The sequence below is a fragment of the Alcaligenes sp. SMD-FA genome (genome assembly GCF_025960365.1).
In the GTDB taxonomy this organism is placed as follows: Bacteria; Pseudomonadota; Gammaproteobacteria; order Burkholderiales; family Burkholderiaceae_B; genus Alcaligenes; species Alcaligenes aquatilis.
In genome coordinates this window covers 3,932,367-3,958,470 of record NZ_CP110108.1, presented here as the reverse complement: position 1 = coordinate 3,958,470, position 26,104 = coordinate 3,932,367, and the positions used below count along the sequence as shown (strand labels likewise).

Sequence of the window (26,104 nt, the reverse complement as noted above, 5' to 3'; positions counted from 1 at the left end):
TTTGACTGTTAAAAACAGCTCAAAAAAAACAACAAGGCGCTGTTATATAAGGGTTTTTACTAGGTTTTCTGACCTGTAGAGCTTTAAAGTTCAAATAATTGCAGGCATTTGATAAAAGCGGCAGTGATCCGATAGTGGGCCTTAGGGCCGCTCCCTAAAATCTGCGCTATGTCAGCTTCGCCATGGTGGTGAGCTGTAAAGAACAACGATTTTCAGGAGACTGGCGATGGCACAGAATACATTGCTCACACACGATAAGTTTCTGCTGGGAACCTTTGCCACCAATTGCGGTGGTGGCATGACGGTATCAACCTTGCCCGATCGCTGGCAGGCTACGTGGGAAAACAATCTGAAGCTGGGCAAGCTGCTGGACGATGCCGGTATTGACTTTATGTTGCCTATCGCCCGTTGGATTGGTTACGGTGGCGAAACCGATTTCCACGGTTACGTGCTGGAAACCGTCACCTGGGCGACTGCCTTGCTGGCCAATACTCGCAATATCAGCGTGTTTGCCACTGTGCACACGGTTGCTAACCACCCTGTGGTGATTGCCAAGCAGCTCGCCACCATGGCCCAGATGAGCGGCAACCGGGTCGGTTTGAATATCGTGGCCGGCTGGAACAAGCCTGAGTATGACGCTTTGGGTGTGAAGCTGCCTGATGATCATGAAACCCGTTACGGCTATGCGCAAGAATGGTTCGACCTGATCAAGAAAATCTGGCACCACGATGGCCGTTTCGATTGGGATGGCAAATATTTCCAGGCTAAGGGTGTTTACGGCAATCCTCGTCCTGAATTTGATCCGCCTATCTTTAACGCTGCCGGTTCCGCTCAAGGCCGTGAGTTTGCCAGTCGTAATGCCAACTTCCTGTTCACGCCCGCCATGGAGCTGGAGCGCTCTAAGAAAGAGGTGGCTGAACTCAAGGCACAAGGCCAAGCGCAGGGCCGTAAAGTCGATGTGATGACCTTCTCGCACGTTGTGTGCCGTCCTACGCAAGCCGAGGCCCAGGCCGAGTGGGAACGCATCATGGCCAATATCGACAATGGTGCCGTGGATAATTTGATGAATTTGCAGTTTGCCCACGCTCATTCTTTCCCGCACGAGCTGCTGGAGCAAATCCGTGAACGCATGGCGGCGGGCCACGGTGGTTTCCCACTGGTGGGTACACCCGAGCAAGTGGCTGACGGTTTGTGTGCTCTGCACGAAGCCGGTTTCCGGGGAACAACCTTGTCCTTTGTGGACTATGTAAAGGAATTCCCTTATTTCCGTGATACTGTGCTGCCTTTGTTGCAGCAGCGTGGCATTCGCTAAGAGCGATTTTCTGGCTATCGGGCAGGCTTTGGCTTGCCCAGGGGGATAGCCAGTTCACGTACGCCACACAGGCAGCATCGTCCCGATGACTGTGCTGCCCATAAGATTAGAAAAGGTGAATCATGCCTGTGGAATTGGCTTCCTTGCCGACAGACCAAGCGCTATACGCGCCTGGAGTTTCTGCCGAGCAGTTCAAACTTGCTATGCGCCATCTGGGGGGTACGGCTAATGTGATTACGGTCGAACACCAGGGTCAGCGCAGCGGCCTGACCGCGACTTCGGTCACTTCGGTAGCCGCAGATCCGGCAGAGGTGCTGGTCTGCGTGAATCAAAGCTCCTCGTCCTGGCCTTTGATGCGTGATAGCGGTCTGTTTGGGGTAAATATCCTGGGTGTTGAGCAGGCGGGCATGGCTTTGCAATTTGCCGGTTTCAAAGGCGAGCAAGGCGATGCGCGTTACGCTGGACACGACTGGCTGCGTACTGAGCACGGCATCTGGCTTGCCCGACAGGCGCCCGCTGCTTTGGCCTGTCAGATTGTGGAAGTGATTGAGCGTCATAGCCACGCCTTGGTATTGGGGCGTGTGTTGCAGGTACACCATGCCGAGCAGGAACAGGATTCGCCCTTGCTGTACTGGCAAGGACGCTTTGGCCGCTTTCAGGGTCAGTAACTCGTCGGGATTGCCGTCCCTGGCCCGGGCGGCCTAGGGATTGTCTCGATGTTGCAGTGCAAGAGGCTGTGCCACACTAAGGTACAGCTTTTTTTTATCGCTTGTTGCGACGCTCATGACCACCATACTGAATCGCTATGCCCAGCTGCATTCGCAGGATGTGGACTGCGTTCAGCACTATATCTCCCAGGTTTTCTGCCCGCATAGCCTGACTTTGGCCGATACCCGTCAGCGTCTGAATGCACGCCTGTCTCTACGCCAAGGCCAGGATGTGGCCTATGGTCGTTTGCGCTATGGGGCGCAGGTGCAGATTGCGCCTCAGCCACTGGACGACTTCTATCTCTTGCAAATCCCCCTGTCGGGACAAGAGCAGATTCATACGGCGCATGGGCGTTTCGCGTCGACCTCGCGCCTGGCTTCCATCATTAGCCCGACTCAAGCCTTCAGCATGGAACATAGCCTGGAGGCCGATAAGCTGTTTGTGCGTATTGGACGTCAAGGGTTGGAGCGCCATTATCAGGATTATTTTGCGCAACCTGTGCGCGGTCCGCTGGAGTTTCAGCCCTCCATCCCGTTGGATGCGCCCGGTGGGGCCAGCTTGCGCCGTTTGCTGGACTGGCAGTTTGCCGAAGTGTCGGATGGCACCTTGTTTGATCAACCCCGTCAGGTGCGCCAGTTCGAGCAGACGTTGATCTACGCTTTGTTCGAGCTGCATCAGCACAATCAACCTTCTCACAAAACAGCGGCCGTCTTGCCGCATGTTTTGCGGCGTGCCCTGGACTTCATGGAAAGCCAGACCGGCCAGCCCATCACCATTGGCGATATTGCGCAGGCGGCAGGTGTCAGCGTGCGTAGCCTGTATGCCGGGTTTCGGGAGCATCTAGGTGTCGCACCGATGGCGCGTTTGAAACAGATGCGTTTGAAAGCCGCCCGCCAATATTTGCAGCAAGGTGGCATGTCGGTCACCGAGGTAGCCCTGGCTTGTGGCTTTACCCACTTGGGGCAGTTCTCGGCCGACTATCGGCATAGCTATGGCGAGCGCCCCTCTGAAACATTAAGCGGCTTGAGTCGACCTCGATCCAGCGTTTAAGCACAGGCATCCGGCGCTACACTAAGGGCTCTGATTAGGAGCCCTGCATGTCCTCTGAGAATTCCTCCAGTTCCAAACCCAAACTGGCTTTGACCCTGCCCGATATGGATGCGCAGCAAGTAGTACTGGCGCAGACCACCGTGCCCGATATGATGCTGGCCAAATACCTGGCTCATCACTTGGTTGAGGATGGAATTGCCGCTTGTGCGAACCTTGCGCCTGCTAGCTTGTCTATGTACATGTGGCAAGGGGAGTTACAGGGCGATGAGGAAATTACGCTGACTTTCAAAACCACAGTGGCCCGGCTACCGGAATTGGCAGATCGCTTGCGCGAGCAGCATCCTTACGATCTGCCTGAATTGATTGTGCTTCCGGTTGTTGGTGGTTTCACCGCTTATCTGGATTGGGCTCGTACCCAGACCCGTCCTGCCTGATCGCAGATAGCCCAGCCTAAAAAACCGGAATAGATTTGTGTCTTTGTCTTTGAAGCGTTCCCCGTTTTCTGCCCAGCGTCTTGGCGCGTGGTTTGCTGTTTTCTTTGTCCTGATGCTGGCCTGGCTGGCAATGCCGTTGACGGCGCAGGCAGAAGAAGAGTTTCTGGACCCGGAACAGGCTTTTGTGCTGACCGCGGCCATGAGCCAGCCCGACCAACTGGACATCCATTTTCAGATTGGGCCTGAATACTATATGTATCGCAAGCGTTTCGGGGTCTCGACCGAGAAGGCTGAGCATCTGGGCAGTCCCCAGCTTCCCGATGGCGAAAAGGTGTACGACCCGACCTTTGATGAAGTGATGGAGGTCTATCGAAACTCGGTCACCCTGCGCGTGCCTGTCCTGGCCGATAGCGCGATTGGTCAGGATCTGAACATTGATGTGGTCAGCCAGGGTTGTGCCGATGCCGGCCTGTGCTATTCCCCCTCAACGCAAACCTTGACCTTGATCCCGACCGGACAGGGCTGGGAAGTGGCGGGCCCTTTTGGTGTGGTGTCGGTGCCTGCGCCGGGTGAGTCCACGGCTCAGAAAACAGACACGGCAGCAACGGCTGCTACGACTACAGCCGCCACTACAGGCGGTGTCGCGTCGGCGCTGAACCTGAGTGATGTGGGCCTGGCCGATTATCTCAAGCAGGCTGGCTGGGGCCAGATTGTGTTGCTGAGCTTTGTGTTCGGCTTGCTGCTGTCCTTTACGCCTTGCGTCCTGCCGATGGTGCCGATTTTGCTGTCCATCATTGCTGGACGTAATCAGCCTGCGCCATCGCGCTGGCACGGCCTGAAAATGGCCTTTGCCTTTGTGCTGGGCTTGTCCCTGGTCTACACCCTGCTGGGCGTGGCAGCAGGCTTGCTGGGTGCGGGCTTGGCAAGTTGGTTGCAGAATCCGTGGGTCTTGGGTCTGTTCGCCCTGATTCTGGTGGTGTTGGCCTTGTCCATGCTGGATGTGTTTACGGTTCAGGCGCCGGCGGCACTGCAAAATCGCTTGAACGAAACAATGAATCGCTTGCCGGGCGGGCAACTGGGCGGCGTATTCCTGATGGGCATGCTGTCTGCCTTGATTGTTGGCCCTTGTGTTGCGGCACCGCTGGCTGGCGTGCTGCTGTTTATCTCGCAGACGGGTGATGTGGTCCTGGGTGGCTCGGCTCTGTTTGCCTTGGCCTGGGGTTCAGGCGTCTTGTTGCTGATTGTGGGTGCGGGTTCGGGCAGTGTGTTGCCCAAGGCGGGTGCCTGGATGGAAAGCGTCAAAACCGCTTTTGGTGTGTTGCTGTTGGCGACGGCCTGGTGGATGGTCTCGCCCTTGATGTCGGGCACGATTGCCGTTTTTGGCTGGGTTGTCCTGGCCTTGTGGGCGGCTGCCTTGCTGGGAGCGTTCGGGCGCGGCACGGCTGCACGTACGCCTTGGTCGGGTTTACGACAGGGTGTGGGCATGATGCTGGCGGTCTGGGCCATCATGATGATGATCAGCATTGCCTTGGGTCGTCCCAGCGTGATTCGTCCTTTGGAAGGGCTGAAATCGTCCGGTACGGTGGCCGCTGCGCAAAACAAGGTGGAGTTTCAGCGCGTGCTGACGCTGCAGGAGTTGGAGGAGCGTCTGGCCAAGACCACACGCCCCGTGATGCTGGATTTCTACGCAGACTGGTGCGTGTCCTGCATTGAAATGGAGAACTTCACCTTTAGTGATCCCTCTGTTGCGCAACGCATGGCGCAGTTTGAATTGCTGCAGGTGGATGTCACCGCCAATACGCCAGAGGATCGTGAACTGCTCAAACATTTCCGCCTGTTCGGCCCTCCCGGCATCATGTTTTTTGATTCCAAGGGGAAACAATTGGAACAACTGCGCGTGATCGGTTTTCAGGATGCCAGTCGCTTCTCCACGGTGCTCGACGAGGCTTTGGCCGGTGCCTGACGTTTCTGATTTGCCCAAAACCGGGCTTATCAGGGTCTAACAGACGGTACATCGTCGCGTACACACAACAAAAAACGCAGCTCACGGGCTGCGTTTTTTGCATTCTGATTGATATGAATCAGCAGTTCTGTTCGCGCATCAGCTTGGCCGCTTCGATGGCGAAATAGGTCAGAATGCCATCGCCACCAGCCCGTTTGAAGGCCAGCAGAGACTCCATCATGACCTTGTCGTGATCGAGCCAACCGTTCTGCGCAGCGGCCTTGATCATCGCGTACTCGCCACTGACTTGGTAGGCATAGGTGGGCATGCCAAAGGCGTCTTTCACGTCACGCAGGATGTCCAGGTAAGGCAGGCCAGGTTTGACCATGACCATATCGGCGCCTTCACGGATGTCGGCGGCCACCTCACGCAGAGCTTCGTTACGGTTGGCTGGATCCATCTGATAGGTGTTCTTGTTGGAACGCCCCAGATTGGCAGCCGAACCCACCGCGTCGCGGAAGGGGCCATAGAAGGCACTGGCGTACTTGGCCGAGTACGCCATGATGCGGGTGTGGATGAACTGGTCCTTGTCCAAAGCGGCGCGGATGGAGCCGATACGGCCGTCCATCATATCGCTGGGGGCCACAATATCCACGCCCGCCTGAGCTTGGGTCTGGGCCTGACGGATCAGCATGGCAACGGTTTCTTCGTTCAGGATGTGGCCGTCATTGTCCAAAATGCCGTCCTGGCCGTGGCTGGTGTAGGGGTCCAGCGCCACGTCAGTGAGTACGCCCAGCTCTGGGAATTGCTGCTTGAGCATGCCCACGACGCGGGGAATCAGGCCGCTGGGGTTGGCGGCTTCGCTGCCATCCGGCGTTTTCAGGGACGGGTCGATGGAAGGGAACAGGGACAGCACAGGGATGCCCAGCTCCAGACACTGTTCGGCCACGCGCATCAGTTCGTCTGGCGAATAGCGCATGACGCCTGGCATGGAGCCGACTTGCTCCTGAACTTTCTCGCCTTCACGCACAAAGACCGGGTAGATCAGGTCGTCTGTGGACAGGCGGTTTTCGCGCACCAGACGGCGGGAAAACTCGTCGCGGCGGTTACGGCGCAAGCGAGTATTAGGAAAGTCGGCAGGAGGAATAAAACGAGTCATGGAACAACCTTCGGAGAAATCCAGTTTTCGATGCATTCGGTCGCTTCGGGCAAACCGATACGATCAGTGGAAGAGAAGGGCAGCGCATGCAGGGCGCCAATTTCTCGGAGCTGGCGACGCACTTCGGCCACCGCCTTGATGCGTTGACCATAAGGCAGTTTGTCGGCTTTGGTCAAAAGCGCCAGTACGGGTTTGCCGGTAGGCGCAATCCAATCGGCCAGACGCATATCCAGGTCGGTCACGCCGCGTCGGATGTCGATTAGCAACACAATGCCGGCAATCGAGGGGCGGGTGGCCAGGTAATCGCCCAGAATTTCGGCCCAGTCCTGCTTTTCGTGGCGGGCCACGGCAGCGTAGCCATAGCCGGGCAAGTCCACCAGGTGGCCCAGAAAGTCGCCTGGCGAGAGCGGATCGGGAATACCGAACATATTGATCAGGCGTGTTCGTCCCGGCGTTTTACTGGAAAAAGCCAGTTTTCGTTGGTTGGCCAATACGTTGATGGCGGAGGATTTGCCCGCATTGGAGCGCCCCACAAAACAGACCTCGGGAGGTCCGGGAGGGGGCAGCTGATCGATCTGAGCAGCTGAAATCGTGAAGTGAGCGCGGTGCAGTATCGACATGGTTGCAGCGTAATTCCATATTGGTTCAGCGCCTATTGTATAATCTCTCGATTTGAAACAGTAATGTCGTAGTCCACTGGGTACTGACCAGCGGCTTACGGTGGCTTTTGCGGGGCGCATGCGGCACCCCGATTGATTCGCGATTATCGAGGTCCAAATGAAGCGTGCGCTTTCCCGAGTCGTTATCGCAAGCAGCCTGACGATGGCTTGCTCTGTGGTTTTTACCGCTAACGTGGCCCATGCAGCTGGTCTGCCCAAGCCAGATGCCGCCAAAGGCGAGCAGCTCTACCTGCAAGGTGAGATGTCGCGTGGCGTGCTGGCCTGTGTGACCTGTCACGGGGATGGCGGCAACAGTATTATTCCGGTCAACCCGTCGCTGGCTCACCAGCCGTACGAGTACCTGGTCAAGCAGCTACACGATTTCCGTGCCAAGGATGAAAAGTCCCTTCCTTCTCGTCGTGGCCCTGAGGGCGCCAACAGCCTGATGACAGCCATTGCTGCGGGCATGACCGAAGAAGACATGAAGAACGTGGCGTTTTACCTGTCCCAACAGCCTGTGAACTGGGATCAGGCTGCTAACGCCACTAAAGAAGACACCATGGAACGCGGCCAGAAGATTTGGCGCGGTGGTTTGCCCGAGCGTGGTGTTCCTGCCTGTGCCGCTTGCCACTCGCCTGATGGTGCTGGCATGCCAGGACAATATCCTCGTCTGGCCGGTCAGCACCCTGGCTACATTGTTGAACAGCTCAAACTGTTCCGTAGCAGTGACCGTGCCAATAGTGCTGAAATGCACGACATTGCCGATCGCATGTCGGATGCTGACATTGCCGCCGTGTCGGATTTCGCCGCTGGCCTGCGTTAATCAGTCCAAGGGGGCCAATGGCCCCCTGACTGCCTAGAGCCTGACATTCACCTTGTGGCCCCAGCTTCCTTTGATGGTTGTGGCGGTTTGGGTGCCTTAACACCGGGCGGTGCCGATTTGGGCCGGGTCTTGTGTTGGTATTTTGTCCAGTCATCGAACTTGTGGCACTTTCAGTGCTCAAAGTCTGGATGTTTCCGGTGAACCCCACCCACCTCCTAAGCTAGCCTTTGTGAAAAAAGTATCCTCTGTGCGTCGCTTTGCGGCCGATTTCCTGGAATTGCTCGGTTCGATGCGCTTTGCCATCAGCTTGCTGATGTTCATTTGCGTAGCCAGCCTGATCGGGACTGTTCTGGCGCAAAACCAGCCCGCTAATACGTATATCGATCAGTTCGGCCCCTACTGGTTTGAATTGTTCGATCACTTCTCGATCTGGTCCATCTACAACAGTGGATGGTTCATGGTCATTATGACGTTTCTGGTGGTCTCGACCACGCTGTGCGTTATCCGCAATGCCCCCAAGATGATCCGCGAAATGCGCACCTTCAAGGAGCACGTGCGCGGTGGCAGTCTCAAAGCCTTTCCCCATCGTGTGGAGCTGGAAAGTGCCGGTGCCCCCGAACACAACCGGGAGCAGGTTCAAGGTTGGTTGCAGTCCCAAGGTTATGCGGTGCGCGTGCGCAAGGACGACGATGGCAGCATGATGATGGCGGCCAAAAAAGGCAGCGCCAACAAGCTGGGTTACATCTTTGCTCATCTGGCCATCGTGGTGATCTGTGTGGGCGGTCTGCTCGACAGCGAATTGCCCGTGCGCTTGCAAGTGTGGCTGGGCGGCAAGCAGCCCATTACAGAAAACATACTGATTTCCCAAGTGCCCGAGTCGGGTCGACTGGGATTGGGCAACCCCAGCTTTCGCGCCAATATGCTGGTGCCTGAAGGTGCCCGTACCGCGACTGCCGTGATCAATTCTGGTGAAGGCGTCCTGATTCAACCTCTGCCTTTTGCACTGGAGCTCAAGCGCTTTCTGGTGGAGTATTACTCCACTGGCATGCCCAGCAGCTTCAAGAGCGAAGTGGAAGTAACCGATCCCGTCACGGGTGATACCTTTGAGCGCACGATCGAGGTGAACGAGCCTTTGCGTTACAAGGGCGTGACGGTTTACCAGTCCGGCTTTGATGATGGTGGCAGTATTCTCAGCTTGAAGGGCTATCCTTTGGTAGGCCCTGGCTCCAAGACGTTTGCTCTGAGTGGCAAGGTGGGCGAGACCGTAGGCATCGCGGCTCAGGAAAGTCCCAATGAGCATGCTTTGACGGTGCAACTGACTGAGTTGCGGCCTATCAATGTGGAAAACCTGACCGAGGGTGACCCTCAGCCCAAGGCCATGATTGAACACGTGGCGGCGGTTACCGGTAGCGCAGCTAACAAGAAAGATCAGAACTTGAAGAACGTTGGCCCCAGCGTGAACTATCGTCTGATCGACGACCAGGGCCAGTCCCGCGAGTTTGTGAACTACATGTTGCCAGTGGAGCTGGACGGCACTCTGGTGTTTCTGGCCGGGATGCGTTTTTCGCCCGCCGAACCGTTCCGTTACGTGCGTTTCCCGGCTGACGACAAGGGTTCCTTGAAAGAATTCATGGATTTGCGGGCGGCGACACAGAACGAGGCCCTGGTAAACCAGGCGGCCGAGCGTTTTGCCGAACGTAATTCTTCTTCGCCCGAGCAAAAAGAGCTGATGCTCTCGGCTTCCCGAACCGCTTTGCAGACTTTTGTGCGTGCCGGTTTTGATGGCCTGATCAGCCGTGTCCCCGAGGCCGAGCGCGAGCGTATCCTGAGTTTTGCAATTCCCATGATTCAGTTCACACTATCGGAATTGCGTGATTTGGTCAGACAGCAACAAGGCTTGCCGGAGCTGGATTACAGTCAGGAAAATAACGATGCCAATCGTTGGATTCAGTCTGCTGTTCTGGCCTTTGCCAATCTACCCGATTACCCGGCACCCGTTATGTTGACCTTGGACAGTTTTGAGCAAGTTCAGGCCAGCGTATTTCAGGTGGCGCGCAGCCCAGGCATGTACATTGTGTACTTGGGTTGCTTGTTTCTGATTATTGGCGTGTTCTCGATGTTCTATATTCGGGATCGCCGTGTGTGGGTATGGATTCGCCCTCACAAGCTAGGCAGCAGCGTAATGGCTGCCATGACATCCCAACGTCGCAACTTGGACTTTAACCTCGAGTTTGATCGCCTGAAAGCGGCGTTCAACCGGCTATCTGTCTGACAAGGTGTAGCAACTATGGCGCAGACCCTTTCTTCGGCCACTCCAACGATGTGGCAAGACAATATCGCATCCAGTGGTGACCGGCGCGGTATCCGTGGCCGTCCGGACTGGACGGATGTGCTGTTTCTGGTGGTACTGGCTTTGGGTGCGGCGTATGCGCTCAATGTGTACAGCACCAGCATGGATTACTACGAGAAGATCATTCTGGTGGCTTTTGTCCCCTTTGTGGCCTGGCTAGGGTGGTTGTGGCGTCCGCTGCGTACCTTGCTGGTGCTCTCGGGTTTGACTGCTTTGCTGGCAGTCTGGCTGTATAGCACGGGTGAGGGTCTGGGTACCGGAGATATTGAAAAGGCCGATTCGGTATTTCTGCTGAAGTATTTGTTCTCGTCCCAGTCCGCTATTTTGTGGATGTGTGCGCTGTTCATTCTGGGCACAGTCATGTACTGGGCTGGTTTTTTCAGCAATACGGCCGCCTGGATGGGTTCGGGTCTGACTTGGGCGGCTGTGTATGCTGGCACGACAGGCTTGTTGGTACGCTGGCGCGAAGGTCACTTGCTCGGCCCGGACATTGGCCATATTCCAGTCAGTAATCTGTATGAAGTGTTTGTCTTGCTGGCGCTGATTACGGCCTTGTTTTATCTGTATTACGAACGTCGTTACAACACCCGAGCCTTGGGTGGCTTTGTGTTGTTGGCGATCAGCTCGTTGGTTATTTTCCTGCTGTGGTATTCCTTCACGCGTGATGCGCATCAGATCCAGCCTTTGGTGCCTGCGCTGAAAAGCTGGTGGATGAAGTTGCACGTGCCGGCCAACTTTATTGGTTACGGTACCTTCTCCTTGGCTGCCATGGTGGGCTTTGCCTATCTGGTTAAGGAAAATGGTGAGACACGTTCGCGTGCCAAGCTGATACCCGTGTTTTTGCTGGGCGCCATCCTATGTGCCGAGCCCATGATTTTTGGCTCGCGGGAGTTGTCACCGACCTGGATGCTGTATTTCGGTATCGGTAGTGTGATGGTGGGCACGATTTTGTATTTCCGTGGTCCGATTTCGCGCAAACTGCCTTCCTTGGAAGTGCTCGATGACATCATGTACCGCGCGATTGCAGTGGGTTTTGCCTTCTTTACGGTGGCGACGGTGTTGGGGGCGTTGTGGGCCGCTGATGCCTGGGGTACGTACTGGCAGTGGGACCCGAAAGAGACCTGGGCCTTGATTGTGTGGCTGAACTATGCGGCCTGGTTGCACTTGCGTTTGCTCAAGGGCCTGCGTGGCACGATGGCGGCGTATTGGGCGCTGGCTGGTTTGTTGATTACCAGCTTTGCATTCCTGGGCGTGAATATGTTCTTGTCGGGGCTGCATTCCTACGGGGAGCTGTAAGTCTTTTTGCTGTTCTGGGGCTGGGGGATTGGTTTCAGAATGCTTGGTTGAAAATGGAAAACCCGAGTTTGGCTGGATGCCGGACTCGGGTTTTTTGCCGCTGGAGCGTCCCAAGTCTCGGCACCCTCGACAACAAAGGGGGCAGCAAGCCGAAGGCGTAGCGTGGGGGGACCGCTATTTGCTTGTTTTTTTGGTGGACCTTGAACGGTGTTTCTGGGGGGGCATAGGCGCCGGAAGACGCCGCTGGTGTGCGGGTCAGCGTGTCGGGGCTTGAGCGCTGCCGGTGCTGCGCACCGGTACCCTTGTCGAAGTATGGCTACGGGCGCACCGTTAACTTGCCCGGTTGAGTGTTCCCCGGACACTCAACAAGCGTCGGGCGCGAACAGAACGGTGCTTGCATCCCTACGCCATACTCCGCCCGCGGCAGGCACTCTGAATCGCCTCGACACCCTGACCCGCACACCAGCGGCTCACAGTGTTTACTTATGGCCCCTCTGACTTCAGAGGGGGTGAGGGGCAAGTGGGCGATATGGGAGGGAAAATTGCGTTTTTCTCTGTGTAGGGTGTGACTGGGCGCTTGTTGTTCCAAGAGGGACCGGCTTAGCCTGTTGTAGAGTCAGAGTCAGAGTCAGAGTCAGAGTCAGAGTCAGAGCCCCAAAACAAAGCTAGCGTGGCGGCGGTATCTATTCCTTGAATCTGTTTCCAGCGTGACGCTTAGACATCGGTCTGCGTTTGGACAGGATTGCTCTCTGTATTAGGTGGTGCTGTCTGGCCAGACTCAGGGCTGTGATGCGGCCGGGTGTTGGGGCTTGTTCTGACTGTGATGCGTATCTTGGCGTGGCTTGCTGTAGATAACGGGAAAGTGAGCTGACTATTGGGGCGATGATGGTCAAAAAGCCTTTATAGCGTTCCTATGGCATTTGATACGAGTGCGCGTCCGTAGGTGGCGCAAGGTCTTGTCATGGGCCACCAAGGCCTGCTGTGGGCCTTGGGTGACTATCTATTTACATGGTTGGCGGGAATTTATCCTGGGACTCGATCAGGAACTGTTTGGCTGCGCCGTCGTGGACCAGGTCGGTGATGGCTTGGGCTTTGAGCAGTTCAGTCGGGGTGCAGGCTTTAGAGATGATGAAGCCTTGTACGTAGTCCACGCCCAGTTCTTGTAGGGCTTTTAGAGTGGGGACGTCTTCTACCCATTCGGCAATGCTGATCATGCCCAGGTTGTTGGCCAGTTCGACGATGGTGCGCACGATGGCGACGTTGGTTTCTTTTTTCAGCATGTCGCAGATCAGCGCGCCGTCGATTTTGATGGCGTCGGCGGGCAGTTCACGCAGGTAGGAGAAGGAGGTGTAGCCCGCCCCAAAGTCGTCCAGGGCAATGCGTACGCCCATTTTCTGCAGGCGTCGCATGAAGTTGCGGGTGTGCTCCAGATCATCCAGTGCCACGCCTTCGGTGATTTCAACGCACAATCGGCGGGCCAGGTGCTCGAAGCGGGCCAGAATGTCAAAGAGCCATTCGATGAAGGTGTCGTCGTTCAGGGACACGCCACTCAGGTTGATGGTGACCCATTGGGTCTTGCTCAGTTGGGCTTCGTGTTTGGCCATCCACTCTAGGGTGGCGGAGAACACCCATTTGTCGATGATGGTGATGGTGCCGCTTTCTTCAGCTGCTGCAATGATGCGGCCAGTAGGGATGAGCTGGCCGGAGGAGTCGCGCACGCGTAGCAGGGCCTCGAAGTTCAGGCTGTCCATGGGGCGGCGCAAGGCGGCGATGGGCTGCATTTCCAGGTAGAGTGCGCGGGAAGAACCGCCTTCCAGTTCTTCAAATAGACGCAGCTCTTCGGCGTGTTCTTGCAGGGCGTTGGAGTCCTGCCCATAGATGATCATGTCTTGATGCAGTCGGCGCGCGTCGCGGGAGGCTCGACTGGCGGCGGAGATGGCCTCTTGCGGAGCCATACCGGGTGCGACTTCGACCAGCCCCAATGTGCTGCGCAGGTTAAAGCTGCGGTTGCCCGCCAATACGGGGCTTTTGTTCAGCGACTCCAGTACGTTATTGGCCAGAGCGCGGGCTTGGTCCGGTTCGCAATCTTCAAAGATGATCACAAATTCATCGCTACCGATGCGACCGATTTTGTCTTCGCTGCGCAGAACGGATTCCAATTGTTCGCAGACTTTAAGCAGCAGGGCGTCACCCGAGGAATGGCCAAACGTACCGTTCACATATTTGATGTGGTTCAGGTCCAGATAAGCTAACAAGCAGGGTTTGTCGTTCTGGCTGCGATTGAGCAGACCATCCAGGGCTTTTTCGATTCCTCGCTGGTTCAGGACGTTGGTCACTGGGTCGTTGTCGGCCATCAGACGCAGCTGGCGGTAGGTCTCGGCGCGGGCGGTCACATCTTGCAGGGAGCCTTCAATGCACTGGTTGACGATGGCCACGCGCAAAGCGAATTGGCATGGCTGAGCATTCGCGTCGTAGTGGGTAATGGTGACATCCTGGCCGTTCTGGGTGCTTTGTGCGACAGCTTTCCAGTCTTGCTCGGGGAAAAAGTCCGTCCAGTAAATGGTAGTTTCGCTGGGGTCTGCTTCTATGTGGAGCATGCGGCTCAACATGGGGCTGATGCGCAAAAAGACACCGGACTCGTTCAAGGTGAACATGCCAACAGGGGTGACCAGGTAGTGCGCCATCAGCTCGTTACGGGCGCGCAGAGATTCGCTGCGATCCTCCCGCAAGCGTTCGCCTACAGCGAGAGCCACCATTAGGTTGGAGAGCAGGAAGGCGATGACGCCGTTAAAGTTCTCTACAAAGGTGGAATAGCCAAACGTCACCAGAAAGACGGACGAAATGAGCATGCACAAGGCCATGCTCAGTAGCACCAGTTGCCACAGTAAGATGCGCGAGCGGGTATGCAAGAGAACAGCTAGCAGCACGGCCGAGACGCAGCACAGCGCGTAGATGGTACTGATCCACATCAGGGGCTGGAACACTGAAGCTGGAGCGAGCAGGGATACGGGTAGCAGGATCAAGCCCAGTATGCCGACCGTGGGTAGCAAGCGTTGCAGGCGGGCGGTGGTGATGGAGTTGCCCAGCAAGACGGTGAACAGGGAGTAGCTCAGGATGAAGTAGCAGGCAATGGTGACCTGGCGCAGTACGGGCATGTACTGGGAGGGCAGGATCTGGCCTAGCCATTGAGTATCCCAACCCATCGCCATCGAACCCAGGCGTAGATTGCCAATCAGCCAGACAGACAGCAGCAGGTAAATCCAGGCGCGGTTGGTCGCGGCCAGCACCAGCATGAACATGGCCATGGTCAGCAAGCCGCCTTCCAGCAGCCCTATGCCACGGCTAAGGTGAATTGAAGAGTTGGTGACGTCAGAGCTGGCCCAGAGCTGGGCTTGCAGTAGCGTGGGACGTGAGGTCTGGACACGACACAGAACGGTGGCAGTGTGGCTTGTCTGGTCCAGTTCCAGGGTGTAGCTTTTGACCGGGGTCGGTGACAGGGCTGCAGGCGGGGACAGCTCGCTATTGCGCAGAGTCTTGCCGCTACGGGCATCTTCACAGTGCAGCGAGGAAATCGGGGAGGCGGGAAAGTGTAGGACTTGCTCTTGTTCAGGCAAGGGAGCAGGCAGGGTCAGCAGCAGCCAATGGGGCTCGTTCAGGTGCAGCCGTTGTTGGGACGGTGCATTTTCCAATTGCGTCAATAACTCTGGATCCGCATGCTCTTGTTGGCTGGCCAGTGCTTGAATGCCTAAATTTTGACCGGGAACGCTAGGGTAGCGATTGGGTAGGAACAACAATACCCATAACGTGAGCATGATCAGAAACAAAGGGATGACGTACAGACTTAAGCCGCGAATCAAGCGTTCGCTAGCCGATGTAACAGGCTCAAAGCTGTGGGTCGGTATCCCTGGGGTGGTCATGATGGTGGTACAGTCTCCAGCGCTTACCATCGAACTGTCTGGCCACTGACAGCGAAATCTGTGCTTTTCCGGCTAGGACGCAACAGGCCGGGATTGCGATGCCTGCTGATGGCAGCGCAATCCCGGCCTGTTTTACGGTCAGATTCGAGAGTTCTTTAAGGCTGAATGGTTGTAACCTGCATTCTTGCCCTGGATTTAGGGGAGCAATTGTTCGGTGGCAAACAAGCTTTCCAGTGTTTCGCGCGGGCGGATCACATGGACCTGATTCCCATCGACCAGAATTTCAGCCGCACGGGGGCGGGTGTTGTACTGGCTGGCCATGGTAAAGGCGTAGGCACCGGCGGACATAATGGCGATTAGATCGTCTTGTTGCAGCGCCAGTTGGCGGTCACGGGCCAGCCAGTCGCCGCTTTCGCAGATAGGGCCAACCAAATCGTAATGGGGGGTGTCCTCGCTTACGGGACGAGGGTTTACCGCTTCCACGCTGTGCCAGGCATCGTACAAGGTAGGGCGGATCAAGTCGTTCATGGCAGCATCAATGATGGCGAAGTTCTTGGTCTCACCATGCTTGAGGTATTCCACGCGGCTCAGCAGTACCCCGGCGTTACCCACCATGGAACGGCCAGGTTCCAGCACGATCTCCAGATGGCCCAGGCCGTTCTTGTCCAAGGCGGCAAAGACTTCGGTCAGCAATTGGGTGGGGGTAACCAAGGTTTCGTCAGTGTAGCGAATGCCCAGACCACCGCCCAAATCCAGGTGAGTCAGATTCACGCCTTGTTCCTTCAAGGCCAGGATCAGCTTGATCAGCTTGTCTAATGCGTCCAGATAGGGGCTGACCTCGGTGATTTGTGAACCGATGTGGCAGTCCACACCCACAATGTCCAGGCTAGGCAGTGCTTGGGCACGGGCGTAGATGCGAGGCGCTTGATCAATAGGCACGCCAAATTTATTGCCTTTCAGACCAGTGGAGATGTAGGGATGGGTGCGGGCATCCACGTCCGGATTCACGCGCAAGGAAACAGGTGCTTTCACATTCATGCGTTCTGCAACCTGGGCAACGCGTTCCAGCTCGCCTTCGGATTCAACGTTAAAGCATTTCACGCCTGCTTTCAGGGCCGCTTCGATTTCCCAAACCTGTTTGCCGACACCGGAGAACACGACTTTGCCTGGGTCGCCACCAGCGGCGATGACACGGGCCAGTTCACCGCCCGACACGATATCAAAGCCGGTTCCCAGACGGGCAAATTCTTGCAGAATGGCCAGATTGGAGTTGGCCTTCATGCCATAGCACACCAACAACTTGCGGCCCTGGCCGGCTACTCGATAGGACTCCCAAGCGTCGCGCAAGGCTTGGCGGGAGTACACATACAGAGGGGTGCCGAATTCTTCAGCCAGCTTGTTCAGTGGAACTTGCTCGGCGTGCAGCGTGTTGTTCTGAAATTGGAAGTGAGGTGCAACGGTCATGGTGTCGTCAAATAACAGAGGTTAAGCGCGAGCAGGGCGGAAATCAGCGCGGCGCTGTTTGGGCGTCCGCCGCTTCCTGCGCAGGAGGGTGATACAAGGGGCCTTTGTAGCCGCAAGCGCTGAGAAAAACGCTAAGTGTCAGCAAGGCCAGCAGGCGGGAAGAACGTAGTTTGTTCATAAGGTATTGAGCGAGTGCGGACAATGCAGAGCATTATGCCATTTTGAAGGGCAAAGCATAAAAAACGCCGGCGGTGCCGGCGTTTGGGTACTGGATCTAGAAGGGGACGAAGGGTTGCGTTTCAGCGCCCGAGGAGCCGGAGTCAGAGTCCAGTTGCCGCAGCAGGTCGCCAATCCCATCGTTTTGATCCCCACCGCCTTGTTGCAGGAAGTCGTCACCCGGAGCGGGTAGACCAACACGGGCAATGGCTTGTCCGGGCGGGAATTCGTCAAAGTAGAAATCCCCGTTGATGCGCGACAGGCCAGACGGCATAGGACCGGGAGGTACGATGGGCTTGTCTTTGAGTGCAGTGCGCATGTAGTTGATCCAGATAGGCATGGAGGCACCACCGCCGGTTTCACCTGAGCCCAGGCTGCGTGGCCTGTCAAAGCCCATCCAGGCAATACCGACCAGATCTGGCGTGTAACCAGCAAACCAAGCGTCCTGAGAGTCGTTGGTGGTGCCTGTTTTGCCACCAATGTCTGTGCGCTTCAATGTGCGCGAGGCGCGGGCGCCAGTACCGGAGGTCGCCACACCGCGCAACAAGTCGTTCATGACGTAAGCAGTGCGGGCATCAATGGCGCGTGCAGCGGCATCACCCGCCACAACGGGCTTGGCACGCATGATGACTTTATTGGTGCTGTCGGTGACGTAGTCGATCAGGTAGGGCTCGGTACGGTAACCGCCATTGGCAAAGACCGCGTAGGCGCCGGCCATTTGCAGGGGAGTCACGCTACCGGCACCCAGAGCCAGCGGCAGAACGGCAGGCTGACGGGCTTTGTCGAAACCAAAGCGAGTCACATAATCTTGCACGTACTTGGGGCCGACGGCCTGCATGATACGGATAGATACCATGTTTCTGGATTTGTACAAACCTTGACGCATGGTCAGCATGGGTTCGTACCTGCGCCCATAGTTCTTGGGCGTCCATGGCTTGGAGCCGGTCTGGGCGGCGGTCAGAACAAAGGGTTCGTCCGAAATCTGGGTAGCAGGGGTTAAACCGCGCTCCAGTGAAGACGCGTAGATAAAGGGTTTGAAGGCGGAGCCGGGCTGACGCCAGGCTTGGGTGACGCGGTTGAACTTCCCATCTGAAAAGTGAAAGCCGCCGACCATGGCTTGGATAGCGCCGTCTTGCGGGCGTACCGACACAAAAGCAGCCTGCACCGCAGGCATATTCAGTACTTCCCAGTAATCGTCATTGCGGAACAGATAAACCACGGAGCCGCGCTGGATGCGTACGTCTGCTTTGGCATTTTTTACCAGGCCGCGAGCCACGATCTTCAAGGCGCGCTTGTCGTTGACATCAATAATTTGTTGGGCGGTACGGGCAACACGAATCTGGTTGGGGCTGGCGTCCAGCACCACGCCGGTCAGCAGGTCGCCCGTATCGGGGTACTTGTCCTGCAGGTCGTCCAGAATGGCATCTAACTGAGCGTGGTCGTTTTCAATATCAGCGGGCAGATCCACTTGGCCTTGAGGGCCGGTGTAAGGAGCTCGACGGGTGTAATCCAGAATACCGTTGCGCACAGCCAGGTAGGCAGCTTCCTGGTCGGTGGACTGGATCGTGGTGTAGATATTGAAACCGCGCGAGTACACATTGTCCTGGTAGACGCCGTACAGTAGCTGGCGTGCCAGTTCAGCCGCGTATTCACCGTGGATGGCATAGCCACCGGCGGGCGTGCCCAGGGCCGATTTCACAACGATTTCCTGTGCCAGGGCGTCTTGGTACTCTTGCTCGGTGATGTAGCCCAGCGAGCGCATGCGGCCCAGCACATAGGCTTGACGAGTTTTGGCGCGTTCGAAGTTGGCAATGGGGTTAAAGCGCGAGGGCGCTTTTGGAATGCCGGCCAGCATGGCGGCTTCTGCCGTTGTGATCTCGCCCAACTGCTTGCCCAGATAGGTTCGCGACGCTGCGGCAAAACCATAAGCACGGTGACCCAGATAAATCTGGTTCATGTACAGATCCAGAATCTGGTCTTTGGACAGTGTTGCTTCAATCTTGAAGGTCAGCAGCAGTTCGTAGAATTTACGGGTATAGGTCTTTTCTGATGACAGGTAGAAGTTACGTGCTACCTGCATGGTGATCGTGCTGGCCCCTTGTGTCTTGGACATGTGGGTCATATTGGCCAGGGCGGCGCGACCTACCCCCATCCAGTCAATACCACCGTGCTGGTAGAAACGGTCGTCTTCGGCCGCCAGAATGGCCGATTTCATGACATCGGGGATTTCGTCAAAACGCAGCACATTGCGGCGTTCTTCACCAAATTCGCCGATCAGTACCTTGTCCGCCGTGTAAATACGCAGTGGCACCCGTGGGCGATAGTCGATCATGGCGCTTAGATCGGGAAGGTTGGGCCAGGCTAAGGCCAGCGCCAGCGATCCGAGCAGGGCGGCACACAGACCAAGCCCCACAAAAAAGACCGAGGTCTTGATGATGAGGCGGGCAAGCCAGGAACCGGAGCTTTGCTCGGGTTTAGAATTGGGGGAGCGGGAAGAAGAACTCATTAGGGCTGATTTTAAAGTCCAAACGCAGCAGGACTGGGCCTCAAATCAAGTATCAATGTAACAAAATAATACTAAGCAAGCGGACTGTGCTTAGGGAAGGCTAATGGGATAATACACAAATGAACCACTCTTTACCCGCCGAGCTGATGCCTGTAGAACATCCTGATCCTTTATCAGACGCCGAGCTGCTCCATTTACAACAAACTGGCCCACGTCCCATTATTTTAGTGGGCATGATGGGAGCCGGTAAAACAACCATTGGCCGCCAATTGGCGCGGGAGCTCAAACGCGAGTTTATGGACCTTGACCACGAGCTGGAAGCCCGGAGCGGCGTGCGAGTGTCCACTATCTTTGAGTTCGAAGGCGAGCAAGGGTTCCGCAAACGTGAATCGGCGGTGCTCGATATTTGTTCGCGCCAGAGCGGTATCGTGTTGGCAACGGGAGGCGGGGCCATTTTGTCCGAGGCCAATCGCCAGATCATTAAAGATCGCGGTATCGTAGTGTACTTGTGTGCCACTGTAGACGAGCTGTACCGTCGCGTGGCCCGAGACCGTAACCGACCGCTGTTGCAAACAGCGGACCCACGCGCCCGCATTCAGGAACTGTTGCAAGCGCGCGAACCCCTCTATGAAGAAGTGGCGGATATCCGCTTTGAAACTGGCTCGGCGCCGGTTCATCATGCGGTGCGCCATTTATTGTCCCAGTTGAAAGAACGAGGTTGCTAAATGTCTGTAGTGCATGTTGACGCCCAGGGTGGCGCTTATCCCATCCAGATCGCCGCCGGGCGTCTGGCGCAGCTTGCAGGCACGGTGCCAGCCGATACGTCTGCCATTGCGATCGTCACTAATCCTACGGTGGCAGCCTTGTATCTGGCACCGGTCAAACAAGCCCTGGCCGCAACGGGCAAGCCCGTCCATGTGATCGAACTGCCCGATGGCGAGGCCTACAAGAACTGGGAATCTCTGAACCTGATTTTTGACGCGCTGCTGGGTGCTCATCTGGATCGCAAGGCCCTGATCGTGGCCTTGGGTGGTGGCGTTATTGGCGATATGGCCGGTTTTGCGGCAGCTTGCTTCATGCGCGGTGTGCGCTTTGTACAGGTCCCCACGACGTTGCTGGCGCAGGTGGATTCCTCGGTCGGTGGCAAGACAGCCATTAACCATCCGCTAGGCAAGAATATGGTGGGTGCGTTCTACCAGCCCATCGCCGTGGAAGTGGATACGGACGTACTCAAGACCTTGCCTGCTCGCGAAATTTCCGCTGGTCTGGCTGAAGTCGTCAAGTACGGCATGATTTACGATCTGGATTTCTTCAACTGGTGTGAGGAGCAGATCGCCCCCATGCGCCGTCTGGAGCAGGAGCAGATTGTTCATGCGATCCGCCGCTCTTGCGAGGTGAAAGCCGAGGTGGTTTCACAGGACGAACGCGAGTCGGGTCTGCGTGCTATTTTGAATTTTGGTCACACTTTTGGCCACGCGATTGAGTCTGGTATGGGCTACGGTCAGTGGTTGCATGGCGAAGCCGTGGGTTGCGGCATGATTATGGCTGCTGAGCTGTCCGCTCTGGTGTGTGGTTTGCCGGCTCAGGATGTCGCTCGTATCAAAGCCCTGGTGCAAGCTAGCGGATGCCCGATCACGCCACCACAATGGCCTGCAGACCGCTGGCTGGAGTTGATGCAGGTGGACAAGAAAAATGAAGGTGGCCAACTGCGCTTTGTGCTGCTGGATAAATTAGGCCATGCCAAGGTGCAGGCGGTCGCGCCGGATGTAGTGCGCCAGGCATTGGCCCGCTTTACAACGGTGGAACAGGAGTAAAACCGATGCAAATGCTTGCCGCTTATGCCTGTCGCCCTGAACAGTCCCGCGGCCGGCGTTACGCAGAGGCAGCGCCCCAAGGCCGCAACGCCTTTCAGCGGGACCGCGACCGGATTATTCACTGCAATGCGTTTCGTTTGCTGGAATACAAAACACAGGTTTTTATTAACCACGAAGGTGATTTGTTCCGAACACGATTGACGCATAGTTTGGAAGTGGCCCAACTGGCGCGGGCCATTGCCCGCAATCTGGGTTTGCATGAAGACCTTATCGAAGCCATCTCCCTGGCCCATGATCTCGGTCACACTCCGTTTGGCCATGCTGGCCAGGACACGCTTAATAGCTGTATGCAGGAGTTGCGTCCCGAGGCCGGGGGCTTTGAGCATAATCTGCAAAGTCTGCGAATCGTGGACGAGCTGGAAGAGCGTTATGCCGCCTTCAATGGTTTGAACCTGTGTTTTGAAACCCGCGAGGGGATCTTGAAGCACTGTTCCCTAAAGCATGCGCGTGAATTGGGCGAAGTCGGCCAGCGCTTTATTGACCGCAGCCAACCGTCTTTGGAAGCGCAAATGGCCAATCTGGCCGATGAAATTGCTTACAACAATCACGATATTGATGACGGTCTGCGCTCTGGCTTGATTCGCTTGGAACAATTGCTGGAACTACGCCTGTTCCGTGCGCATTACGAGCATGTGCAGGCTCAGTATCCGGGCTTGAGTGGCCAGCGGCTGGTCGCTGAAATTATCCGTGGCATGATCAACACCCTGGTGGTGGATTTAACGGAAACTACGCGCGCCAAGCTGGAAGAACACCGTCCCGATAGTGCAGATGCAATCCGGAACCTGCCGCGCCTGGCCGGTTTTTCGCCCGAGCTGCGCGCCCAGGCCGATGAGCTTAAACGTTTTTTGCACGCCAATCTGTACCGCCATTACAAAGTGGTGCGCATGATGAACAAGGCGCAACACATCGTGCGTGACCTGTTTCAGGCGTTTGTGGATGATCCGCGTCTATTAGCAGCCGAACATCGGCGCGAAGACCCGATTGCACAGGCTCGTGCTGTGGCTGACTACATCGCTGGCATGACGGACCGTCATGCCATTCGTGAGCACGACGCTATTTTCAAGATGTAGGCTTTGCAGGCTTTGCTTTAACGCATGAAGCCATGCCAGGCTGCACGGTTTGTTTGATGAGCGTGTTGGAGCTGCATGTTTTATCGGCTTTTGTGTAATTCAGGTCGGTAAAACGTCGTGACGGCAATGATCATTATTGCAATCAGCAATCAGCAATCAGCAATCAGCAATCAGCAATCAGCAACGCGCTTTCCCGCCTCAAGGGCGTGGCCCCCTCCCTATGTCTTATTGACAGCTTTGATTCCTGCCCAGAGGGGCTTTAACGCTGCAGCAAAGGCTTCAAGTAACGCCCGGTATGGCTTTGCTCGCAAGCAGCAACAGTCTCCGGGGGGCCTTGCACCACAATTTGCCCACCGCCATGGCCGCCTTCTGGCCCCATGTCCACAATCCAGTCTGCGGTCTTGATCACATCCAGATTGTGTTCAATCACGACCACGCTATTGCCGGACTCAACCAGCTTGTCCAAAACTGCCAGCAAGACAGCAATGTCCTGAAAGTGCAGGCCAGTTGTAGGTTCGTCCAGCACATACAAGGTCTGGCCGGTGCTGCGTTTGGACAGTTCCAGTGACAGTTTCACCCGCTGCGCTTCACCACCAGACAGGGTGGTCGCGCTTTGACCCAGGCGGATGTAGGACAGACCCACATCGATCAAGGTGGTCAGTTTGCGTGCAACCGCAGGGACTGCATCAAAGTATTCCAGTGCCTGCTCAACCGTCAGGTCCAGCACTTCGCTGATATTGCGGCCCCGGTAGCGAATATCCAGCGTCTCGCGGTTGTAGCGACGGCCCTGGCACACATCACAAGGTACATAAACGTCAGGCAGAAAATGCATCTCTACCTTGACTACGCCATCGCCCTGGCAGGCCTCGCAGCGGCCGCCTTTGACGTTAAAGGAGAAGCGGCCTGGGTCGTAGCCACGCAACCGTGCCTCGGGCACGCTGGCGAACAGTTCACGAATGGCGGTGAACATGCCTGTGTACGTGGCCGGGTTACTGCGCGGGGTGCGACCAATTGGGCTTTGGTCGACGTTGATGATTTTGTCGAAGTGCTCCAGCCCTTCCATGCGCTCGTAGGGCGCGGGTTCGGCATGGGCACGGTGCAGCAAATGTGAGAAGGCGGTTGCCAGTGTGTCGTTGATCAGTGTGGACTTGCCCGAACCGGACACGCCTGTAATACAGACCAGTCGTCCGGCCGGAATTGCCAAATCAACGGACTTCAGGTTATTGCCGCTGGCACCGTACAGGCGCAGCCAGTTCAGGCTGTCGTCAACGGGACGTCGTTTGGGAACGGCAATCTGGCGCTTGCCGGACAGGTACTGGCCGGTTAGAGACTTGGCGTTCTGGGCCAGCTCTGCGGGTGTGCCTTGGGCGGTGATTTGCCCGCCATGTTCGCCCGCGCCGGGGCCCATGTCGATGACATAGTCGGCGGTGCGTATCATGTCCTCGTCGTGCTCGACCACGATCACGCTATTACCCAGGTCCCGCAGGTGCTGCAGGGTCTGGATCAGCTTGTCGTTATCGCGCTGGTGCAGGCCAATGGAAGGCTCGTCCAGCACATACATTACGCCGGTCAGACCGGAGCCGATCTGGCTGGCCAGACGAATACGCTGCGCCTCGCCACCGGAAATGGTGTCGGCGCTGCGGTCCAGAGACAGATAGTTCAGACCCACATTGTTCAGAAATTCCAGCCGCAGGCGGATTTCACGCACGATGCGGTCGGCAATCTCTTTTTTCGCGCCTGTTAACGACAGACGCTCGAACCAGGCCAGGCAGTCAGACAAGGCCAGGGCTTCGACTTCATAAATGGCCAGACCCTTGGCTTGTCCTTGAGTTGTAGAGTTGGTTTGTACGCACTGTACGGCATTGTCAGACAGCGTGTCGACAATGATGGCTGCTGGGTTGGCAGACACGGTGCCTGCATGATGCTGGCACCCCGCATGGCTGGGAATGGGATCATCCCCAATACGGACGTGACGCGCTTCCAGACGCAGACGTGCGCCATGGCAGGCCGGGCATGTCTGGGTGCGACGCAGCTTGTTTAGCTCCTCGCGTACGGCGCTGGAATCGGTTTCCGCCCAGCGACGTTGCAGATTTGGAATGACCCCTTCAAATGGGTGTGTTTTTACCGTGGTGCGTCCTTTCTCATTCAAATAGAGAAAGGGGATTTCTTCCGCGCCAGAGCCATACAGCACGGTGCGGCGCAGTTCTTCGGGCAGGGACTCGAAGGGGGCCTCGATATCAAAGTGATAATGGGCCGCCAGACTGGTCAGCAAGGTATAGGTAAAGGCATTGCGTCGATCCCAGCCTGCAATGGCACCGCCTGCCAGACTCAGCTCTGGAAAGGCCACTACCCGTTCAGGGTCAAATACATCCACTTGTCCCAGGCCGCTACAGTCTGGGCAGGCACCTGCCGGGTTATTGAAGCTGAACAGGCGCGGCTCCAGCTCGGGCAGGGAGTAGTCACAGACCGGGCAGGCGTAGTGGCTGGAATAGGGTTGCTCCAAACCGGTATCCAGATTGACCACCAGACAGCGGCCATTGCTGGTGGACAAAGCCGTCTCCAGGCTCTCGGCAAGACGCTGCTGGCTATCCGGTTTGATACGTAGCCGGTCTATGACCAGATCCAGATCATGGGCCTGCTCGGCATTGAGCGCGGGCAGGTCTTCAATGCTGGAGATCTCGCCATCGACGCGCACCCGTACAAAGCCCTGGGCTTGCAGACCGCGCAGCTCCCGCTGCAGATCGCCCACCAGGGCGCGGTACATGGGAGCCAGGACGGCAATGCGGGATTCAGGCTCCCATTGCAGAATCTGGTCTACCATCTGGCTCACGCTATGGGCCTGCAAGGCCAAGTGGTGTTCCGGGCAGTAAGGAGTTCCGACGCGCGCGTACAATAGGCGCAAATAATCGTGGATTTCGGTAGTGGTTCCCACGGTGGAGCGCGGGTTATGACCTGCTGCCTTTTGCTCGATGGCAATGGCAGGCGACAAACCTTCGATCAAGTCCACATCTGGCTTGTCCATCAGTTGCAAAAACTGACGTGCATAAGCGGACAGGCTTTCCACATAGCGCCGCTGGCCTTCGGCATATAAGGTGTCGAAGGCAAGAGACGACTTCCCAGAACCGGACAGCCCTGTCAGCACGACCAATTGGTGGCGTGGCAGGTCTACGGAGACGTTTTTCAGGTTGTGGGTACGGGCACCACGAATGCGGATGGCTTCCATCGCTTTATTTAGGCTTGTCAAAAGGCAACTTGCTACTATAGCGCGTTGCGTCAGAATTTATGTGAACGGGTATCCGGGCTCTCTGCTAGCCCAGTTGTGAC

The 26,104-nt window shown here is 56.6% G+C and carries 18 protein-coding genes; 11 read left to right on the top strand and 7 right to left on the bottom strand.

The features are described 5' to 3' along the window. The first annotated feature begins 226 nt into the window (after positions 1–226). The 5 genes from OKX01_RS18260 (at position 227) to dsbD (ending at position 5,467) form a co-directional block, all read left to right on the top strand. Positions 227–1,312, top strand: a complete 1,086-nt coding sequence (locus OKX01_RS18260) for an LLM class flavin-dependent oxidoreductase (RefSeq protein WP_264672226.1) — start codon at positions 227–229, stop codon at positions 1,310–1,312. Between the two features lie 122 nt (positions 1,313–1,434). Next, positions 1,435–1,980, top strand: coding sequence for a flavin reductase family protein (locus OKX01_RS18255; RefSeq protein WP_094198136.1), 546 nt, complete (start codon positions 1,435–1,437; stop codon positions 1,978–1,980). 115 nt (positions 1,981–2,095) lie between these two features. Next, entirely contained in the window at positions 2,096–3,070 is a 975-nt protein-coding gene (locus tag OKX01_RS18250) for an AraC family transcriptional regulator (RefSeq protein ID WP_094198135.1), read from the top strand. A gap of 47 nt (positions 3,071–3,117) precedes the next feature. Continuing rightward, the gene (gene cutA / locus OKX01_RS18245; RefSeq protein ID WP_406846420.1) at positions 3,118–3,504 is read left to right on the top strand and encodes a divalent-cation tolerance protein CutA; all 387 of its coding nucleotides are present in this window, start codon (positions 3,118–3,120) and stop codon (positions 3,502–3,504) included. A gap of 37 nt (positions 3,505–3,541) precedes the next feature. Continuing rightward, positions 3,542–5,467 carry a protein-disulfide reductase DsbD gene (dsbD, locus tag OKX01_RS18240; RefSeq protein WP_264672225.1) on the top strand — a complete coding sequence of 642 codons (1,926 nt, stop codon included), beginning with the start codon at positions 3,542–3,544 and terminating at the stop codon, positions 5,465–5,467. 118 nt (positions 5,468–5,585) lie between these two features. Here dsbD and hemB read toward each other — a convergent pair whose 3' ends face one another. After that, the gene (gene hemB / locus OKX01_RS18235; RefSeq protein ID WP_094198132.1) at positions 5,586–6,605 is read right to left on the bottom strand and encodes a porphobilinogen synthase; all 1,020 of its coding nucleotides are present in this window, start codon (positions 6,603–6,605) and stop codon (positions 5,586–5,588) included. After that, positions 6,602–7,225 (bottom strand): ribosome biogenesis GTP-binding protein YihA/YsxC, encoded by a 624-nt coding sequence (gene yihA, locus OKX01_RS18230; RefSeq protein WP_042489383.1) that lies wholly within the window; start codon positions 7,223–7,225, stop codon positions 6,602–6,604. The genes hemB and yihA overlap by 4 nt, the downstream gene beginning before the upstream one ends. Before the next feature lie 157 nt (positions 7,226–7,382). Between yihA and OKX01_RS18225 the strand changes: the two genes are divergently transcribed. From OKX01_RS18225 to ccsB, 3 genes are all read left to right on the top strand, one after another. After that, a complete protein-coding gene (locus tag OKX01_RS18225) occupies positions 7,383–8,087 on the top strand; it encodes a c-type cytochrome (protein ID WP_199827849.1) in 705 nt (234 codons plus the stop codon). 229 nt (positions 8,088–8,316) lie between these two features. After that, positions 8,317–10,359, top strand: coding sequence for a cytochrome c biogenesis protein ResB (locus OKX01_RS18220; protein WP_094198130.1), 2,043 nt, complete (start codon positions 8,317–8,319; stop codon positions 10,357–10,359). Positions 10,360–10,374: 15 nt separating this feature from the next. Beyond that, positions 10,375–11,733, top strand: a complete 1,359-nt coding sequence (gene ccsB / locus OKX01_RS18215) for a c-type cytochrome biogenesis protein CcsB (RefSeq protein WP_094198129.1) — start codon at positions 10,375–10,377, stop codon at positions 11,731–11,733. Positions 11,734–12,737: 1,004 nt separating this feature from the next. Here ccsB and OKX01_RS18210 read toward each other — a convergent pair. From OKX01_RS18210 to OKX01_RS18195, 4 genes are all read right to left on the bottom strand, one after another. Then, positions 12,738–15,650, bottom strand: coding sequence for a putative bifunctional diguanylate cyclase/phosphodiesterase (locus OKX01_RS18210; RefSeq protein ID WP_264672224.1), 2,913 nt, complete (start codon positions 15,648–15,650; stop codon positions 12,738–12,740). Between the two features lie 195 nt (positions 15,651–15,845). Continuing rightward, positions 15,846–17,114: a diaminopimelate decarboxylase gene (gene lysA / locus OKX01_RS18205; protein WP_094198127.1), complete on the bottom strand. Its 1,269-nt coding sequence runs from the start codon at positions 17,112–17,114 to the stop codon at positions 15,846–15,848. A 43-nt stretch (positions 17,115–17,157) separates the two neighbouring features. Further along, entirely contained in the window at positions 17,158–17,292 is a 135-nt protein-coding gene (gene lptM / locus OKX01_RS18200) for an LPS translocon maturation chaperone LptM (protein WP_094198126.1), read from the bottom strand. A gap of 96 nt (positions 17,293–17,388) precedes the next feature. Beyond that, on the bottom strand, positions 17,389–19,836 hold the full coding sequence (locus OKX01_RS18195) for a penicillin-binding protein 1A (RefSeq protein WP_094198125.1): 2,448 nt from the start codon (positions 19,834–19,836) through the stop codon (positions 17,389–17,391). 119 nt (positions 19,837–19,955) lie between these two features. Here OKX01_RS18195 and OKX01_RS18190 point away from each other — a divergent pair, with 119 nt between their 5' ends. From OKX01_RS18190 to OKX01_RS18180, 3 genes are read left to right on the top strand one after another with little or no spacing between them, the layout of a single operon-like run. Beyond that, complete coding sequence (locus OKX01_RS18190; protein ID WP_094198124.1) at positions 19,956–20,561, top strand: shikimate kinase; 606 nt, start codon at positions 19,956–19,958, stop codon at positions 20,559–20,561. Further along, positions 20,562–21,650, top strand: coding sequence for a 3-dehydroquinate synthase (gene aroB / locus OKX01_RS18185; RefSeq protein ID WP_094198123.1), 1,089 nt, complete (start codon positions 20,562–20,564; stop codon positions 21,648–21,650). A gap of 5 nt (positions 21,651–21,655) precedes the next feature. Then, the gene (locus OKX01_RS18180) at positions 21,656–22,780 is read left to right on the top strand and encodes a deoxyguanosinetriphosphate triphosphohydrolase (RefSeq protein WP_094198122.1); all 1,125 of its coding nucleotides are present in this window, start codon (positions 21,656–21,658) and stop codon (positions 22,778–22,780) included. A 259-nt stretch (positions 22,781–23,039) separates the two neighbouring features. Here the strand turns inward: OKX01_RS18180 and uvrA are convergent, their stop codons facing one another. Beyond that, complete coding sequence (uvrA, locus tag OKX01_RS18175; protein ID WP_094198121.1) at positions 23,040–26,003, bottom strand: excinuclease ABC subunit UvrA; 2,964 nt, start codon at positions 26,001–26,003, stop codon at positions 23,040–23,042. Positions 26,004–26,104 lie beyond the last annotated feature (101 nt).